15 protein-coding genes and 2 pseudogenes are annotated in these 16,936 nt (G+C 49.5%); 2 read left to right on the top strand and 15 right to left on the bottom strand.

All coding sequences use genetic code 11. The features are described from left to right. Positions 1-142: 142 nt before the first annotated feature. From RM811_RS17965 to hsdR, 6 genes are all read right to left on the bottom strand, one after another. Positions 143-865, bottom strand: a complete 723-nt coding sequence (locus RM811_RS17965; protein WP_402527068.1) for a WYL domain-containing protein — start codon at positions 863-865, stop codon at positions 143-145. A gap of 355 nt (positions 866-1,220) precedes the next feature. Continuing rightward, a complete protein-coding gene (locus tag RM811_RS17970; protein WP_402527070.1) occupies positions 1,221-1,499 on the bottom strand; it encodes a hypothetical protein in 279 nt (92 codons plus the stop codon). Positions 1,500-1,619: 120 nt separating this feature from the next. Then, a complete protein-coding gene (locus RM811_RS17975; RefSeq protein ID WP_402527071.1) occupies positions 1,620-2,522 on the bottom strand; it encodes a DUF1186 domain-containing protein in 903 nt (300 codons plus the stop codon). 2 nt (positions 2,523-2,524) lie between these two features. After that, positions 2,525-4,294 (bottom strand): restriction endonuclease subunit S, encoded by a 1,770-nt coding sequence (locus RM811_RS17980; RefSeq protein WP_402527098.1) that lies wholly within the window; start codon positions 4,292-4,294, stop codon positions 2,525-2,527. Then, a complete protein-coding gene (locus RM811_RS17985; protein ID WP_402527073.1) occupies positions 4,294-5,997 on the bottom strand; it encodes an N-6 DNA methylase in 1,704 nt (567 codons plus the stop codon). The genes RM811_RS17980 and RM811_RS17985 overlap by 1 nt, the downstream gene beginning before the upstream one ends. A gap of 78 nt (positions 5,998-6,075) precedes the next feature. Continuing rightward, entirely contained in the window at positions 6,076-8,523 is a 2,448-nt protein-coding gene (hsdR, locus tag RM811_RS17990) for an EcoAI/FtnUII family type I restriction enzme subunit R (protein ID WP_402527075.1), read from the bottom strand. Between the two features lie 72 nt (positions 8,524-8,595). On the opposite strand from hsdR, the gene RM811_RS17995 reads away from it, so the two are divergent. Next, on the top strand, positions 8,596-8,781 hold the full coding sequence (locus tag RM811_RS17995; protein ID WP_402527078.1) for a hypothetical protein: 186 nt from the start codon (positions 8,596-8,598) through the stop codon (positions 8,779-8,781). 172 nt (positions 8,782-8,953) lie between these two features. After that, entirely contained in the window at positions 8,954-9,319 is a 366-nt protein-coding gene (locus RM811_RS18000) for an ATP-binding cassette domain-containing protein (RefSeq protein ID WP_402527080.1), read from the top strand. A 395-nt stretch (positions 9,320-9,714) separates the two neighbouring features. Here RM811_RS18000 and RM811_RS18005 read toward each other — a convergent pair whose 3' ends face one another. The 9 genes and pseudogenes from RM811_RS18005 to RM811_RS18045 all read right to left on the bottom strand — a co-directional run bounded on the left by RM811_RS18005 (position 9,715) and on the right by RM811_RS18045 (position 16,901). Next, the gene (locus RM811_RS18005) at positions 9,715-10,620 is read right to left on the bottom strand and encodes a hypothetical protein (protein ID WP_402527082.1); all 906 of its coding nucleotides are present in this window, start codon (positions 10,618-10,620) and stop codon (positions 9,715-9,717) included. Positions 10,621-11,128: 508 nt separating this feature from the next. Beyond that, positions 11,129-11,425 (bottom strand): hypothetical protein, encoded by a 297-nt coding sequence (locus RM811_RS18010; RefSeq protein ID WP_402527100.1) that lies wholly within the window; start codon positions 11,423-11,425, stop codon positions 11,129-11,131. Then, positions 11,391-12,278, bottom strand: coding sequence for a DUF1186 domain-containing protein (locus RM811_RS18015; RefSeq protein WP_402527084.1), 888 nt, complete (start codon positions 12,276-12,278; stop codon positions 11,391-11,393). The genes RM811_RS18010 and RM811_RS18015 overlap by 35 nt, the downstream gene beginning before the upstream one ends. Positions 12,279-12,608: 330 nt before the next feature. Next, entirely contained in the window at positions 12,609-13,016 is a 408-nt protein-coding gene (locus RM811_RS18020) for a hypothetical protein (protein WP_402527086.1), read from the bottom strand. Positions 13,017-13,315: 299 nt separating this feature from the next. Continuing rightward, positions 13,316-13,396, bottom strand: a pseudogene (locus tag RM811_RS18025) (SEC-C metal-binding domain-containing protein); the annotation flags it as partial. 75 nt (positions 13,397-13,471) lie between these two features. Next, positions 13,472-14,182: pseudogene (locus RM811_RS18030) on the bottom strand (DUF1186 domain-containing protein); the annotation flags it as partial. Next, complete coding sequence (rhuM, locus tag RM811_RS18035; protein WP_402527088.1) at positions 14,179-15,057, bottom strand: RhuM family protein; 879 nt, start codon at positions 15,055-15,057, stop codon at positions 14,179-14,181. The pseudogene RM811_RS18030 and the gene rhuM, both read right to left, overlap by 4 nt. A 9-nt stretch (positions 15,058-15,066) precedes the next feature. Further along, positions 15,067-15,789 carry an N-6 DNA methylase gene (locus tag RM811_RS18040; RefSeq protein WP_402527090.1) on the bottom strand — a complete coding sequence of 241 codons (723 nt, stop codon included), beginning with the start codon at positions 15,787-15,789 and terminating at the stop codon, positions 15,067-15,069. Beyond that, positions 15,786-16,901 (bottom strand): 2OG-Fe(II) oxygenase, encoded by a 1,116-nt coding sequence (locus RM811_RS18045; protein WP_402527092.1) that lies wholly within the window; start codon positions 16,899-16,901, stop codon positions 15,786-15,788. Before RM811_RS18045 ends, RM811_RS18040 begins: the two co-directional genes overlap by 4 nt. Positions 16,902-16,936: the final 35 nt, after the last annotated feature.

Consider the following 16,936-nt stretch of genomic DNA (forward strand, 5'->3'; position numbering starts at 1 on the left):
CTTAGCTTTCCTGAGTTCTCAGTTTGAGAATCCCGGAGCAAGTGTCAAAGAATTAATATCATGTAACTCATGCAGGTTCATCAACTGAAGAGGAAACTGAAATGGTGATAGTTCTGCTTTAGCTGAGCAGTCTACCCTGAGATCAGATAGCACAAAACCTGCCATAGCAGCATTGGTTACAATGTTTGACACTGGTTTGTCGGTGACCCAAATCCATTCGAAGCGCCTCTGGATGTGGGTGCTTTTGATGAGGAGCGAGTGTCAGTGTGATAGAGGTATTCCAACTTTCATCCTGCGGTAACGCCTTTGAGTCATACAATTTCTGTTTCTCGGCAGACAGGACTCTTGAAAACTTGTAATTCCTGTACGACTTTCTGGCTTGATCATAAGCCCTGAAGTACCACCCACCTTGGCTTGAGAAAATATGCTGGGGAATTACGTTTCTCTTTCCGGCCTCAGAACTCGCTGATATGTAGTTAATCTCAATCCCCCTTTGCTGTACCAATGCTGTGGTGATAGTTGCAGTAATCTCCGCATCCAACGTCGCCATAAACTCTTGTACAACAGCAGGACCATATTTAAATGATGAGAGTTGTCGCTCCTCAATACCATATGCCAGATGCCTAAGTGCCGAATCGGGGTTGTGATCAAATCTTACCTTAAAACTGTCTGATGCAATGTAGCTACGCTGACTGACATCAAATGACATGTTTTTCGGATACTGTTCTCGATATGCTTTCAATGTACGGCTTGCAGTGGCAATAGCAATATCATTGTGACGCATCAAGTCACTCCTGCCCACCTTGCCCCAGAACATTAGATAAAAATCGATCTGCTTTAGCCTAAGTTCAACTTGTGTTTCCATAACCATCACCACCAATTTGATAACAAGTATCATAACGCACTGTATGAATTACCTCTACCGAATCATTTGATTCGATAGTACAGTAAAACTATCTGAAGTCCGTTTTGTCTGGAGTTGGTTATGCGTTGGGATGATCTACTAAAGGAACAGCTCTTCAACATCGCTGTTGAGCACAATGTGGAAAGCATTCAGGATGCAACCATCACAGAAATTCACCCTGTGGTTTTACAGGTTACTGAAGCGTTCGGACACCAAGATGCTGATACCAAGGCAGTGCTGTACCAGTTGGAAAAAATGAACTTTTTTTCAACTGATAGGAATAGCCGAAGGGATGGTATTTTCTACAAGAGACATCCTAATAATACCGTGCAGAACTTCCGGGTCTCAGTTGAAAGGTCGCACCTGGTTTGAATTGATCCAATGCTAACCGGTCTGTACGGCCTATGTTGCCGCCATTGATCGGACAATACTCACCACTTCGTTCCCGGAATGGAAACCAATACCCACTTAACCGGTAGTATCCTATCCGCTCAAGGTAGGATAGTGCTTTATCATCATCGGTCACCACCAGTCCGCGTTGCTTTAACCTGTCCAGTTGTTCCTGGTAGCTGATCCAAGGTTTGCTGTATGGCACTCAATCACTCCGCATCGGTTGCCTGATTCTTCTTTTCTGGTGTTTAGCCAGAGTTATCTCGTCACTGAAAATTTTACACCGGTCTTGTCGCAGAAACCTCAACAAAAAAATGTTGGATGCCTACCGGCCACAGCACTTCTTGAACTTCTTGCCACTGCCACAGGGGCAGGGTTCATTGCGGCCAACCTTTGCCGCCTGGTTGATGACCGGGGCTGAGATATGGAAGTAATCGTCATCATCGTACGGCGCATCGGCGGGTTTCAAATACGCTTCCTGAAACGCTGCCCACCCTTTAAGTTCAGCGATAGTGTCGGTGATGTAGTGCTTGTCGTAGCTGAGCCTTCGAAGGTCGTCGTATTCTGTCTCTATTTCGACTTCCACATCTTTCAGGGCCGCAAAGCGGTTAGTGGCCAGACCTTCTTTGTAGGCCTGGCGGATATCGGGTAGCAACTCGCTGAAACGCATCGCTTCTGAACAGATAACCAGAGAATTCCAGATCAGGTTGGGTTCACGGATCGGGTGCAGACGGAACATACTTTTGAAGTACGACAGCAGGTCATCACGGCTTAATGCCTGCTCCGAGTACAGGGTGATCAGACTGTGCAGGGCCGCACTGCGAACATAGGGGTTTACGCCGTTACTTTCCACCAGCCGTTTGATCAACGTGGTGTCACCCTGGCAAACGGAGGCCAGTATGCGGCTCAGCCCTTCGGTCACGATATCGCCTAAATGGAAAAAGGCCGAACCCTCCCAGGCCGACATCAGCCGGTAAATCAGCGGGTACGCCCCGGCCTCACGGAACTGGGCCAGAAGGTACACGGTGAACATCGTCAACCCCTGATCGCCATGGTGCTCATCATCCTCTTCTTCTCTGGCCTCTTCTCCCAGGTCCACCAAATGCTGTAAATGGGCCAGCAGGTGCGGGGTGATGGTTTGCTGCTGCTCTATGGCCGCTTCGACGGCGGCAGTGGGGAAATAGCCTTCCCAGAGGTTCAGTTCGTTCAGGATTTCTTCAGTGGTCACAGTCAGGCTACCTTGTGGGATTCGTTGGGCTGATTATGAGTGGTGATGGCCTGTTCCACCAATGCGGAGGCCAGTTGCTGCTGGGTGCTTTGGGCTTGTTGAACCTGTTGTTGCAGGGTCTTGCACAGGGTCATCAGCTCGTTGATTCGGGTGACGATGCGCTTTTGTTCTGGCTCAGGAGGGCAGGCAATGATTACATCGTTGATATCCTCACGAGATATGCCTGGTATTGCGATACCTACACCTTTGCTTTGGAAGTAGCGATAGAGAGATTTGGTAATCAGTTGGACATAGTCACTTTTAAGTAAAATTGGCCGTATAGACATAAGCTGCCTGCTTATTGCCGTAGTTTCTTTGGCGAGGTTCATTTTGCCGATACCTGACCCTTTGCAGGTAATCAATATATCCCCATGCTCAGAGACCGCTCTTTTTTCTTTTGTATATTTCGAAAAAGTCGGATACACGGGCCCAAATTCCGCTGGGCCTGTTATGTATGGTATGGTTCCATCTTGATGAGAGCCGGTGTACTCATCAGGCTTTAAGTGTTGCCCTGAAATTAAAGTAATAACTTCTCCAAGTCTTACCCACTTCCAACCATTTGGTAATTCAACCAGCTTTTCTTTATCTGTGATGGTAGGTAGCTTCTTTTGTTTTTTTATTTTGCCATCTTTGATTAGCTGGACCTTTTCAGCGGAAATACGCTCCAACAGTTTGGCTGCCGGTTCATCGTCCGGATTTTGTGGTACCAGTCTGCCCATCACCGCCAGTTGCAGGATGGTTTGGCGCAGTCGGGTAATGCTGGCTTCGGTGGTGAACAGGGTGTCGAAGTGCTCTGCCACCAGTGACCAGCTTTCTGCCAGCTCGAAGGCGTCCTTACTGTCGGTCAGGGTGGTGAGCATGACATCCACCAGCGTCTGGTGAGCGGTGATGCTGATGGTTTCTTCCTGTTCAAGTTGGTCGCACAGGGCCATTAGTTCATCGACTTTGGTGACGATGCGGTGTTGTTCAGCTAAGGGTGGGTAAGCAATAGGTAATGAACCAATATGTGTTTGGTTGACAGTTTTTTGCCCGGCAGTACTCACAAACAAGTCTGCAATTTTGTTTCTAATAAGTCTGGATGACCCGAGGGTAGATAAATACCTGCTATCCAAACATTTAATTGGAAAACGCATTCGTATGAAATGATCGCAGTAAATTACATCATAATCTTTGCTGCATGTGATAAACCGTCCGACGATTTCTGCGCTGCCGTTTACTCGGATAATCAACACATCATCTTTCTCTACTGAGTATCGAGTAATTGAGTTATGGGTAATAGTGAGCGATCTCGTATCCTCAAGCGATACTTGCCAATTTTTGATATCAGCCAAACGCAACACTATGACGTTTTCACCATCTTTATCACCACGGCTCGATGCTCCATTCTGGAATTGTGGGATAAGCTCTGTAAGGCGGCACCATTCCCAGCCATCCGGAAGCTCAAAGAACTTTTCCTCTTGTTTCATGGCTGGTAACGGATTCTGCTTTTTTATTTTTCCCTCTTTCACCAGCTGGGCTTTTTCAGCAGCAATCTTTTCCAGCAACGCGGAGGCCGGTTCATCCTCTGGATTCTGCGGCACCAGCCTGCCCCGCACCGCCAGCTCCAAAATCAACTCTCGCAGTTTTTTAATGCCGGCCAGCTCCAGCTTGTTACCCCGCCCCCGCACGCTGGTGGAACGGTTGGTGCGGGTGGTGGTGAGCAGGTCAAGGTGCTCGGTCAGTTCATTTAACATCACGCGTTCTCCCCAGCCATTGCCGCTTCCAGAATCGCCTTAATCCGGCTACGGGTTTCAGTCATGCTCTGTTGCTGTTGCTGATAGTGCGCCAACAATACTTTCGGGTCGTGGCTCACCTGCTCCCCCTCATGGGGGTTTTTAATATCCAAGTTGAAGATGGGCCAATAGATGGCATCTGCCGTCTTTTTCTCAATATCGGCTTTGGCTTTTAGCTGTTTTGCTTCATCGCTCTGCTGACGAATCTGTTCATTCAGGCTGGCCTTGATACCGGCATCCTTCGTTGCCTTCAGGTCCTCCTTCAGTTGCCGGACGCTCATTTCCAGCGCATTGGCCTGCTGCTTATAACGGGCCTCGTTATCCCGGTGGGGCTGGCAGCGTTGTTCGGCGGCGGTTTTGATCGCCTTAAAGTCCACCTTCCAGGCTTGTTCATTTTCAACCCGGCTGGCAAAACCGTCCGCTTCATCGCCCCACCACGCTTGTTCTGTGGCAAACTCGGCGACTCGCATGGGGCGGGTTTTGCTGTAGTTTTTGTAACCTTCGGGATAGGGATGTTCGTAGTACCAGATGGTGTCCGTGGGCTTGCCTTTGGTAAAGAACAGCAGGTTGGTTTTGATGCCGGTGTAGGGATTAAAAACGCCATTGGGCAGCCGGATAATGGTGTGCAGGTTGCACTCGGTCAGCAGTTTTTCCTTCAGGCGGGATTTGGTGCCTTCGCCAAACAGAAAACCATCGGGCAGTACCACCGCTGCACGGCCATTGTCTTTCAACAGGCGAATAAACAGCGCCATAAACAGGTCGGCCGTTTCCCGGGTGCGGATATCGGTGGGGAAGTTTTTCTCAATGCCTGCTTCTTCAGTACCACCAAACGGTGGGTTGGCCACGATAACATCCACCCGTTCCTCTTTGGTCCAGTCTTTCAGAGGACGAGCCAGTGTGTTGTCGTGACGAATCTGGCTGGGTACTTCAATGCCGTGCAGAATCATATTGGTGGTGGCCAGCAGGTGTGGAAGCGGCTTCTTCTCGACACCGAAAATACTCGCCTCCAGTCGCTTTCCGTCAGCTTGGGTATGTTTGACGTAATGCTTGCGCTTATGCTCAATCGCGCAGGTCAGAAACCCGCCGGTACCGCAGGCGGGGTCCATCACCTTGTCGTCCAGCTTTGGGTCAACCTGTGCCACCATAAATTCGGTGACGGCTCTGGGTGTATAAAACTCCCCGGCGTTACCGGCACTTTGCAGGTCCTTAAGAATCTGCTCGTACATATCCCCGAAGGCATGGCGTTGTTGAGACTTATTAAAGTCGATATCTGCCTGAATTCTGTTAACCACCTGCCGGATCAGGTGGCCGGACTTCATGTAGTTGTAAGCATCCGCGAATACATTACGAATCACTATGGCACGTTGATCACCTTCTTTGGCATGAAGCGTTTGCAGCTCCGGGAACAGTTCAGTATCGATAAAGGTTTTCAGTGCGTCCCCCGTAATACCGGCTGGATCAGCGGCCCAGTTGCGCCAGCGCAGTGCATCCGGAATAGGGCTCTCATAATGATCGTTCAGCATTTCCCATTCCTGCTCACGGTCATCAAAGATTTTCAGGAACAGCAGCCAGACCAACTGGCCAATTCGCTGGGCATCGCCGTCGACGCCCACATCCTGACGCATAAGGTCCTGGATAGACTTGATGGTGGTACTGATCGACATGGGCAATCCTTATTCAAAAACAGATTAGGCAGCGCCGGACTATCCGGGCCGCCATTGTAAAAGAGGTGAGGGTAAAAATCAGGCGGATTGTGGTTTGCTATAAAGCAGGGCTTCCAGCTCCTGAACCGCTTGCAGGTAACCGGATTTGCCGCCAAAGGCACTGACCAGTTCCATGGGGGCGCCAATCTTGCTGAAGGCCTGATCGGTGAGGATGGTGATCTCTTCCACCGGCTCAATGCCCACATCGGCGTACTTCTCCAGCAGGGTTTCCAGAACCTGCCGGGCAGCCCCTTCATAGCGGGTAAAGTAGTTGCGCTTTTTCACGTTGTCCGCCCGTTCCCTTCGGGTGAGCGGTGGCTGATCAAAGGCGACATGGCAGATCAAGTCGAAAGGGTCCAACTCAGTACCCAGTTTTTTGCTGACGTTGGCTTGCAGCTCAGGCCAGAAGACACCCTGCTCAGCCAGTTCGGCGATCACGGCCTTTTTCTTGTCGGCACTGCCCCATTTACGCAGAAAGTCGTCCAGGCTGGCGTACTGGCGGGTGACGCATTCCCTGGTGTGGTCGTGCATGGATTCGATGACCAGTTTGCCGTTGGCATCCAGATGCTGTACCCGTTCTTTGGAGACTTTGAATTCCTGACCCTGAACATGGTATTTGATGCGGGGCTCTGGCTCTCCTTCTTCTTCGGGTGGCGGTGGTGTGGGCGTATCTTCCTCATCGGTGTCATCGTTGCCCCACTCTTCGCCATCTTCAATGCTTTCATCGTCGACGGGATCGTCAATATCATCCGGGGTTATGTCGTCATCTTCGGGCGGGATGTCGTCCGGCGGAACAATATCGTCGCCTTCTTTGGGTTTGAAAATCTGTACCGGGTCGCCATCGAAGTCTTTGTCGGCAAATCGTTCGGTTGCCTTTTTGAAGTCCATGATGGTGAACCAGTGTTTGTTGTGTTCCTCATCGATGCGGGTACCCCGGCCAATGATCTGCTTGAACTCGGTGGGCGAATTGATGGTTTTATCCAGTACGATCAGTTTGCAGGTTTTGGCATCGACACCGGTACTCATCAGCTCACTGGTAGTGACGATGGTGGGATAACGGGATTCCGGATCGATAAAATTATCCAGCTCGGCTTTGCCTTCGGGATTGTCGCCGGTAATACGCATGATGTACTTGCGGTTTTCTTTGACCCGCTCAGGATTTTGGTTGACCAGTGCCTGCCGCATTCGTTCCGCGTGGTCGATATCAGTGCAAAAGATGATGGTCTTCTGGAATTCGCCGGTCTGCTGCAGGTACTCGGTGACTTTGAAGGCCACCAGTTGGGTGCGCTCGTCAAAAACGATATTGCGGTCCATATCTTTCTGGTTGTAGATGCGGTCTTCAATCAGGTTGCCGTATTTATCCTTCTGCCCGGATTTTGGCCGCCAGCCTTGCAGGTCAACATCAAGGTCGATGCGGATGACTTTGTAGGGGGCCAGAAAACCATCCTCAATACCCTGCTTCAAAGAATAGGTGTAGACCGGTTCCCCAAAGTAATTAATGTTGGAAACGTCTTTGGTCTCTTTCGGTGTGGCGGTCAGCCCCACATGGGTTGCCCCGGAAAAGTAGTTCAGTATCTCCCGCCAGGCAGAATCGTCTGAGGCACTGCCTCGATGACATTCATCAATAATGATCAGATCAAAGAAGTCCGGCGGAAATTGTTTATAGATGTTTCTGACTTCTTCATTACCGGTGACGGCCTGATACAGTGACAGGTAAATTTCAAAGGCGGTGTTGACCTGACGCTTTTCAATCTTGGTCATGGCCGGACCAAAGGGTTTGAAGTCGTTGGATTTGGTTTGATCCACCAGAATGTTGCGGTCGGCCAGAAAGAGGATGCGTTTTTTCTGTTTACCCTTCCACAGTCGCCAGATGATCTGAAAAGCCGTGTAGGTTTTGCCGGTACCGGTGGCCATGACCAGCAGTATACGATTTTGACCCCGGGCAATGGCTTCGATGGTTCGGTTAATGGCATTGGCCTGATAATAGCGGGGAGACTTACCGGATCCGTCATCATAATAAGGAAAGGAGACAATCTGTTGAGCCGTGTCGTCCAACCCCTTGTACTGGCTGTAACGTTGCCATAGCTCGGCGGGGGAGGGGAACTGGTCAAGGCTTAGCTCGGTTTCCATCTGGCTGGCAAGGCCGGTACGGTCATGAAACAGAAAGCCATCGCCATTGCTGGAGAATATAAAGGGGATATCCAGGGCCTCGGCATAACCCAGTGCCTGTTCCATTCCGGCACCCAGACTGTGTTTGTTGTCTTTGGCTTCGATCACCGCCAGCGGCACATTTTTTTGATGATAAAGAATGTAGTCAGCCCGTCGCTTTTTGCCTCGGGTATGCAGCCTGCCACGGACGATGATTCTTCCGGCGGTGAAGGTGACTTCTTCCCTGATCTGGGTTTGCAGATCCCAACCCGCTCGGACAATGGCCGGGGTGATGAATTTGGTGCAGATGTCTCGTTCGCTAAAGTGCTTCTTGTTCACCGTACAGACTCCCGAGCGTCCACAAATAAGAAATGCTGAGAGCCTTTATTACTGACGATGTAGGGGCAGATAATGAGGGCAGGCTGGTACAGCGAAACTATTGTACCAGTCAACCGGGTGATTTGGGGATTGTGGATTTATGAATTCAGGTCAGCAGTTGCCATTTTGCCGAAGGGCAAGCTGGACGATATTGCCTCTGTGCTTGCCAGCAGTGCCATGGATAGTACAGCAGGCTGCTATCAAATAACGATCAAATAAAAATAGCCTTATTATTTCTTTAATATTCAATGGGTTAATAAGTTGCGGTGCCTGCTTTATCAGCATCCCATCAAATAACGATCAAATAAAATCAGGCCCAGAAGGGAACGTAACGGGCATTACGCCGTCCCTGGTTCTCATCAAAAGGGCGGATCTGGATCAGGTGTGCCGGGTGACGGGGCTGGACAGTTTTATCCACCAGTGCCCGGACGGTTACGATCATGAAATCAGTGAACAGGGCCGGAATCTTTCCAGCGGCCAGCAACAGGCGTTGTGTTTAGCCAGAACCCTGTTGCAGGGTGGCAAGCTGTTGCTGTTGGATGAACCCACCAGTGCCTTCGATAACCTGAATGAATCCCGGCTTTGTCAGCAGCTGCCGGATTTTCTGGACAAGGAACAGACCCTGATTGTCATCACCCACCGCACCAGCCTGCTGCAGCTGGTGGACAGAATCATTGTTCTGGCCAGGGGTGAGATAGTTGCCGATGGTCCCCGGGAGCAGGTGCTTGCCCGAATGAATTCCAAAGGTGCTAACTGACACGCAATCATTATCACCAGATTGTTGACGAAACTTATCCTGTCCTCTCGAGTCAAATCTGTCAGAGATTTACAATTCTCTGTAATACATTTAACTGGGTGCAATGTTGTCGGAAGCGGTATTTTACCTGAACAGCCTGGGAATAACTCTTTCCAGACTATTCTTAATTGATTTTCCAATACGTTAAACGGGACTTAAGGATATTGGCTCTGAGCGGCGTATCTACTTCCGACGACAGTATGGAATTGTCCCAAAATAACTTGCACATTTCTGAGCCTCTAAACCCCGTTCGTCCTGAGCCTGTCGAAGGGCGTTAACTCCGGGCCCTATCGTGCCAGACATCCTTCGACTCCGCTCAAGATGAACGGAAACCGAGTTGGAAATGTCGGAATTATTTAAGAACAATTCCCATATAAGCACCTGAGCACCTTGCGTTTGAGCAAATTGTAAGCTGGACGAAGAAGTAGCAATTGGAAACTCAATCCGGCCCGGAGAAAATAGACTCCTGCACTGTCATTGGCTTCGGCTTCGGCTTCCTGACAATAGTCTGAGCCATTTACAGAATGCACAAAACCATCTGCCTGGCTATCCGTGATTTCTGAATGTTTAGCATAAAATGCACATACCGTACCAGTAACGAAAAGACCCACGCCCGCCACGGCAAAGACGCGATCTAGCACCTTAATAGATCTGTTTATCATTGATTTGCTAGATTGATTATCCGATTCTGGAATATTTAACACTACTATTTCTTCTTCACAATGCTTGTGGTCATTGTATGATGATGGCGAGATTGGGTCTGATGCCATACCAGACCGGACGATGGATTGATTTGTTTCAAACATGCTTTTACAGCCAACATTTGCATAATACGTTAAGCATGCAGAGGCGAAAGCTACGGTCCTTGCTTTATAACAATTCAAGTTGGCAAGAGCAATGGTGTTGATTTCAATGCAATCGTCTGTTGTATTTCCATTAATTGAATCTTCAGGAATATCTGATAAATCAAGAAAAAACCATGTTGCCAGACCAGCTGTGTACAGCACCACGGTCGCACCCGAAAGTGTGCGTGTAACCGCGGCTTTCGTGATATTGCGTAACTTAGCTCCTATTGCATTACGGTCGACTTCAGGTTGATCCCTGTTAGCTGGGATTATTGACTCCGCTGACGTTTCACGACAAGTCCGGTGGTTGTGGATCGCTGAGGGTGGATATAATGAATCACAACGGGGTGGAGGATATACTGAACGGTGACCAAGTGGCTCTTTATAGTCAGTATTAATAATTTCACTAAAATTCATAGTCAACTCTTAATAAGTAAGGGATCATTTGCAATCGACTATTTCGACCATTAGTTCGGGTATAAGTTTCAATACTTTTTGTTCGCTTCAGCAGCTTTTTCTTCTTGGCTTTCACATTCACTGCAATATCAGGACTTCCTGCGGATTTGCGGATTTTATACCCGGATGAATGACTGATCTACAGCCTTTTTAATTCGGTAATTTGAAATTACAAGCGCTAAAACTGCGGAATCGGATTTTAGTCAAGGCATCAGCAGCCGAAGGCATCCCGGTATTTTCCGGCGGGAACTATTCAGGGGCAAACATTCATCTACTTTTTAAGAAATAGCGACCATGCTTCTACACCTTGGTATCACCGGTGATGATCGGTTCATAAAACAATAATAACCACACGTTCAGTTAGTTTATATTGAAGCAGATTTCCACCTGCTTAAGTTTTGCAATGACTTAGACCATTCCCAGAATGGTATTCTTGCCTTCGCCCCACGAAAAGCACAGCACCGGAGCTTCAGGGCAACCAGGCGCCCCGGTTTTGGGCTCTGAGTTTTTCATCAGTACTCACCGAAAACCCGACATTAGCACCATCAATTTTTTCTTCGACTGTCAGCTCTGCCTGAAGCAGTTCTTCAGCATCGGTAGCTGACAGCATCTTATCCCCTCGGGGTTTACCGGAACCCAGCCATTGAATATGGGGCGTCTGGGGAAACCGGAAAAAATCAGTGGTCATGGTGTTTTTTCTACTGGTAATTTCCGGGTAAGGGTAGAAGTGTTTATCGCCCGCAACACTTTTTGAACTTTTTACCACTGCCACAGGGGCATGGATCGTTACGGCCGGTTTTCGGTGTTTCACGAACCAGAGTACCGTCGGTATGGATAAACCGTGATTCCGGGATGGCATCGTTACGTCTGTTCGGTTTGGGTTCGGGTCTGAATGTTGCCCAATCCTGGAGTTCAGCAACGGTGTCATCAATCAGTGATGTCTTTATACGCCTGAACAGGGGTTCGCCGCTGTGCTCAAGCAGCAAATTTTCAAGGCAGTTATCCTGATAGTAATAGGGCTCAGTCAAGTCATTACTGAAGGCTTTGTTCATCTCATCCAGCAGCTCGATAAAACCGAACGCTTCGGTGCAGGCTACCAGGGCATTCCATACCTGACTGTACTCACGGGTTAACTTGCCACGGTAAAGTTGGGTGAAATAATCCAGTATGGTTTCCCGCGTTAATTGCCCTGACTGATATAGGGGAGCCATGGCTTCTATTGCTGAACCACGAACATACTGACTGTTATCATCGTCTTCAATCAGGGACTGAATGGGCGTCAGGTCACCATCATAGACGGAGGCAAGAATCTGGTTCAGCCCCATACATGTGATATCGCCAAACAGAATTTCAACCGTCTCTGGTTCAGTGGCTGCCATGGCCACAATCAAGGGGTAAGCACGGGTTTCCCGGAACTGTGATAACAGGAACAGGGAAAACAGGGATAAACCGGAGTTGTCCTCCTGGTCAACAGCATCGCCGGCATCGGCCAGTCTTTGCAAGTCTTCCAGAAGGTAAGGGGTGATGGCCTCTTTTTGTTCGATGGCCGCGACGACTGCCTCTTTGGGGAAATAGCCTTTGCGCTGGGCAAACTCGTTTAAGATTTCATCAATGGTCACAGGTGTACTCTTGATTAAAGCCGCAACGAGCACAACATTCGTTGTTATGACTACAGCTCAAGCTGCATTTATGCAGGTTCAAAGCACAAAAACCTTTCTCTTACGGAGAAAAATTCTCGTGTTTATTGCACATAACCACCTGCAACGAACTCATTCTAGATAGTCTTGTTGCGAGTGTTGCTATTTTTTGTAACTGCCTTTTCACCAAGTTAAGAGAGGGCGACTGAAATCGTCTGTTCCATCGATGCCATCAGCCGCAAGCGGGGTTGTTGCTTTCGTTCCTGATGGCGGTGCTTTAATGACGGGTCATCATCGAATGCTCATGGGCACTCAAAAAGAAACCACCGTCTGGTCTGATTTAATTCGCTCCAGATTGTCTTCGATAAAACCGAGTAATTCCTCGCCCTCCGTTATATCAATCAGCCCGAGCCCGTAATGGCTAAGGATATAACAAAACGCAAAGGCCATATGAGGGTCCAGCAGTATTGGCTGGTCATTCCTGTTGGCCACATAACTGGCGAGAGCCGCATCGGTTGCTTTTTTTCTGGCTGTTTTGGTGGGCTTAATCCCGCGAAACTTCAGGCATACATCGGGAGCAACGTGAAACAGTTCATGCTCTGTCGTCTTGTGCCCGATCACTTGTCCGTATGGAATCACTTCTGTGGCGTCTTGCCAGGCGGCCCGAATTTCCTGAATCCATTGATCTTTAGTTTGTGGCGGTTGTTTTTTTACCTTCACAGGCCAAACCTCGTTTGCTATGCCAGATGAATTGAATAATCGCCATCATCAAACGGTTGATCATGGCTGCATCCATGATCTTAACCTGTTAATTCCGTTTTCAGAATCGCCAGCGCGGCTTCTCTTTCGTCAATAATATCCTGATGCCTGCCATTCAACCGGTTGGGTGGCACTTCAATGGGAGCCTCTGTATGAGGTATCCGAAGTTATTGCCTGCTATAAAACCGGCCAGTGTCGAAGGACGATTGGCCGGATGATTTCTCAATTTTCGATGCTTTCGTGGGATGTCCGACCCGATCCTAACGGCCACAACACTTTTTAAACTTTTTACCACTTCCGCAGGGGCATGGGTCATTGCGGCCGACTTTGGGGCCATCACGGACCGTTGTTACCGCCTGGACGACAGGTTCTCTGGGTGCCGAACGGACTTCCGGTTCCGGTCTGAAAGCGGCCCACCATTGGAGCTCTTCTACCGTATTGGTGATCAGGGTAGCGTCGCTTTCTTCTTCAGGCATGCTGTTTTTTTCCATCAGCATATTTTCAACATCGCTGAGACTGCAATACATGTCGTCTACCAGATCATCCTGGAAGGCCAGCTTTACTTCAGGCAGTAATTCATCCAGTCCCATTTGGCCGGTGTAATCAACCAGTGAGCCCCAGATGAGGTTTTCGCTGCGTTCTAACCTTTCTTGATAAAGTGTTTTGAAATACGCGAGAATCGTATCCCGTTCCAGTTGGCCCGTGAAATAGAGTACGGTTATTGCTCTGATGGCGGCACTGCGAACAAACTCATAGGTCTTGTCGTTTTCAATTACTGCCTGTAACGGTGCCAGCTCACCGTCGTATACGGAGGCCAGAATCCGATTGAGCCCTTCGGTGGTGATATCGCCCAGCAGATATTCCGCTTCTTTCGCAGGCCGGTTAATGACGTTGATGATAATGGGATAGGCTTTCTGCTCCCGAAACTGCGCCAGCAGGAACAGGGCAAAGATGGAGAGCATTGCATTGCTGTCATCATCAGTGCGGCCATTAGCTGCCATTTTTTCCAGGGAGTTCAGCAGGTAAGGGGTAATTGCCTCTTTCTGCTCAATAGCGGCTTCAACGGCGGCTTTGGGGAAGTAGCCTTTGCGCTGGGAAAGCTCGTTTAATATCTCGTCAACGGTCACAGGCGACCGTTGCGGTGCAGAAAGTCCACAAAGAGAAAAGCGCCACTTCGTTTATTGCCGTCGGTAAAGGGATGGTTCTTCACAACAAAATAGAGAAGATGAGCCGCCTTGCTTTCAAGGGTAGGGTAAGCCGGTTCACCAAAGGCACTCTGATCCAGATTACCCAGCAGTGCGCCCAGACCATCGCCCCGGGGACGGGCAAACAGGTCGGTGGCTTCGCCTCGTTCCATCAGTTGTTGCTTCAGCTCCGCCAGTGCTTTTGTAGCCTGCTGTTCGGTGGGCAGGGTGCCGCCGGGTTGGCCATGGGGTTCATTGAGCAGCCCTTCGTCGTAGCGTTGCAGCCAGAGAAAGGTTTGGGTGTAGCGGCTGATGATTTCAATCAGTCCACGGCCAGTATCGCCTTGCAGTTCTGATGTCGCCGCCGCTTTACGCACCAGTCTGAGCGCCGCTTCCAGCTCCAGGGCGTTCTGTTCGAATCGCTGCTGGTTGATGGTGTAGCCACGGGTCAGATGGTCTTTCAGGATGCCAGTCGCCCATTGCCTGAAGAGTACCGCCCGCTTGGAGTTCACCCGGTAGCCTACTGAAATAATGGCATCCAGGTCGTAGTGTTTCAGGTTCCGTTGCACCTGCCGTTTGCCTTCCTGCTGAACTACTAAGAAATCCTTAGAAGTTGCCAGCTCCTCAAGCTCCTGGTCTTTGAAGATGTTCTTCAGGTGCATCAGGATGTTTTCAGGCGTAGTGCCGAATACCTGCCCCATCTGCCGCTGGGTAAGCCAGACGGTTTCCCCATCAAGCTGCACACGGACATCACCACTTTCCCCCGAGAAAATACGGAGATCACCAGACTTCGGCTGCTCAGACGATTGTTCAGACATAATTATTATTCACCGGTTGTGGATCAAAGCGTCTTCAAACGTAGCCTTTAACTGGTCCAGAAGTCCGGTCAATTCCTGCTGTTGCTGGTTATAACTGGCCAGCAGTTCATCCGGGTCGTGGTTGATAACTTCACCGACATGGGGGTTTTTAATGTCCAGGTTGAAGTTGCGGGCGATAATCTCATCAATGCTGACCTTCCATGCCTGCTCGTTTTCTACCCGTGTTGAGAAGCCGTCCGCCTCATCGCCCCACCAGTCCATTTCCTGTTGGAACTCTTCATACTTCATGGGTTTGGTTTTGCTGTAGTTCTTGACCCCAGCCGGGTAAGGATGCTCGTAGAACCAGATCGCTTTGGTGGGCTGACCTTTGGTAAAGAACAGAATGTTGGTTTTGATGCCGGTGTAGGGATTAAAGACGCCGTTGGGCAGACGCACGATGGTGTGTAGGTTGCACTCTTCGGTGAGCAGTTTTTTGATTTTGGTTTTTACGCCTTCGCCAAACAGGGTGCCATCGGGTAAGACCACTGCCGCACGTCCACCGTCTTTTAACACCTCAATAATAAGCTGCAAAAACAGGTCGGCGGGGAAGTTTTTTTCGATGCCGTCTTCTTCGGTGCCACCAAAGGGTGGATTGGGGTCGATCACATCGAGCTGCTCATCCCAGCTGGACAGCGGCTTGCTCTCTATTTGCCTGCTTTTGGCTGGTAAATGGCCAAAAGAAATCTGGCTCACTCTTCACTCTGATAAGGCTCAACACCGTCACCCAGAAAACGGTTATTGGCTTCCCGTATTTTTGCGGCTGCATCATCATAAAGAAAGGGCAATGTGACATAGCGGGTGCCACGGGTAACGGGCGTTGCTGCGTGCATTAGTGAGCAGGAGAAAACGATGGCACCGCCAGTGGGTGGCTTGTACCGGCGGTTGCCATATTCCGGGAACCAGAGTTCGCCTCCATCGTAATCTTCACTGTTCAGGTTGATGCTGATGGCAAAGCGTCGGTGCGCTGTCCCTTTGGTGGTATTGTCTCTGTGCTCTTTGAAAAAACCGGCGTTATTTTCGTCATAGCAGGCAACAATATAGCGCTCTATGCGTGTTGCCTGAAATTGGAAGGCTCTGGCAATTTCCGGCGTCAGGCGGGACCAGATTCGCTGTCGTAGCGCGATTTGTAGCGTTTCATCATCAATGTTGACGTCGGTGCGACGTTTAACATTGTTATCTCTAAGCTCAAGAGTTTTGCCATCGACAGTACGCATAAAACCGGAGGGCTCAGGCTGTCCTTCCTGATAATAACGGATAAGGGTTTCACAAAGGTCGGTTTCCAGCACCCTGGGTACCAGCAGTACCGGAGCCCAGAGGTCTATATTGGGGGCAGCGTGGTGAGCAGGGTCAGGCAGGCTCTGCATGGCGTTGATAAAACGGTCTGGCTGATCAATGCTGCCTTTGGCATAGACCCGGAGGGTTGGGTCAAGAATAAGCCAGTAGGGGGAAAATGCTTCTTGCTGCGAGCCATGGTCATGGCTCAGTGCTCCGTATTCTCTGGCAATGCTGCCATCTTCATCATAAAAGAGTCGTTGTTTCGGGAATGTCGCTAACGCCAGAGGATCCTGCAGGTCCTGCTGGTTCAGGGTAATGGCAAAACGGACACTTTTATCATCATTTATAATTAAGTTTGATTCTTTAATTGCTTCTAGAAATTTAATGACCGGTGGTGCTGAGCAATTGCCGAGTAAAGTAAGCCCGACAAATCGTCCTGCGACGCTTGAAAATGCAAAACGAGGGTTGTTAAATGTGTGTGCATGGAACCAGGGGACAGATTCCCCCCATGACGGTGTTTTATTGTTCATAAATGCTGATCTTAATGGTTTAAAATTAATAATTA

The sequence above is a fragment of the Endozoicomonas sp. genome (assembly GCF_031844845.1).
Taxonomy (GTDB): Bacteria; Pseudomonadota; Gammaproteobacteria; order Pseudomonadales; family Endozoicomonadaceae; genus Endozoicomonas.

Excerpts from the sequence above, each read along its gene's own strand:
- RM811_RS17980 (WP_402527098.1), bottom strand. The coding sequence starts at position 4,294 with ATGTTAAATGAACTGACCGAGCACCTTGACCTGCTCACCACCACCCGC.
- rhuM (WP_402527088.1), bottom strand. The coding sequence starts at position 15,057 with ATGTCTGAACAATCGTCTGAGCAGCCGAAGTCTGGTGATCTCCGTATT.
- RM811_RS17985 (WP_402527073.1), bottom strand. The coding sequence starts at position 5,997 with ATGTCGATCAGTACCACCATCAAGTCTATCCAGGACCTTATGCGTCAG.
- RM811_RS17995 (WP_402527078.1), top strand. The coding sequence starts at position 8,596 with ATGAGGGCAGGCTGGTACAGCGAAACTATTGTACCAGTCAACCGGGTG.
- RM811_RS18005 (WP_402527082.1), bottom strand. The coding sequence starts at position 10,620 with ATGAATTTTAGTGAAATTATTAATACTGACTATAAAGAGCCACTTGGT.
- RM811_RS17965 (WP_402527068.1), bottom strand. The coding sequence starts at position 865 with ATGGAAACACAAGTTGAACTTAGGCTAAAGCAGATCGATTTTTATCTA.
- RM811_RS18045 (WP_402527092.1), bottom strand. The coding sequence starts at position 16,901 with ATGAACAATAAAACACCGTCATGGGGGGAATCTGTCCCCTGGTTCCAT.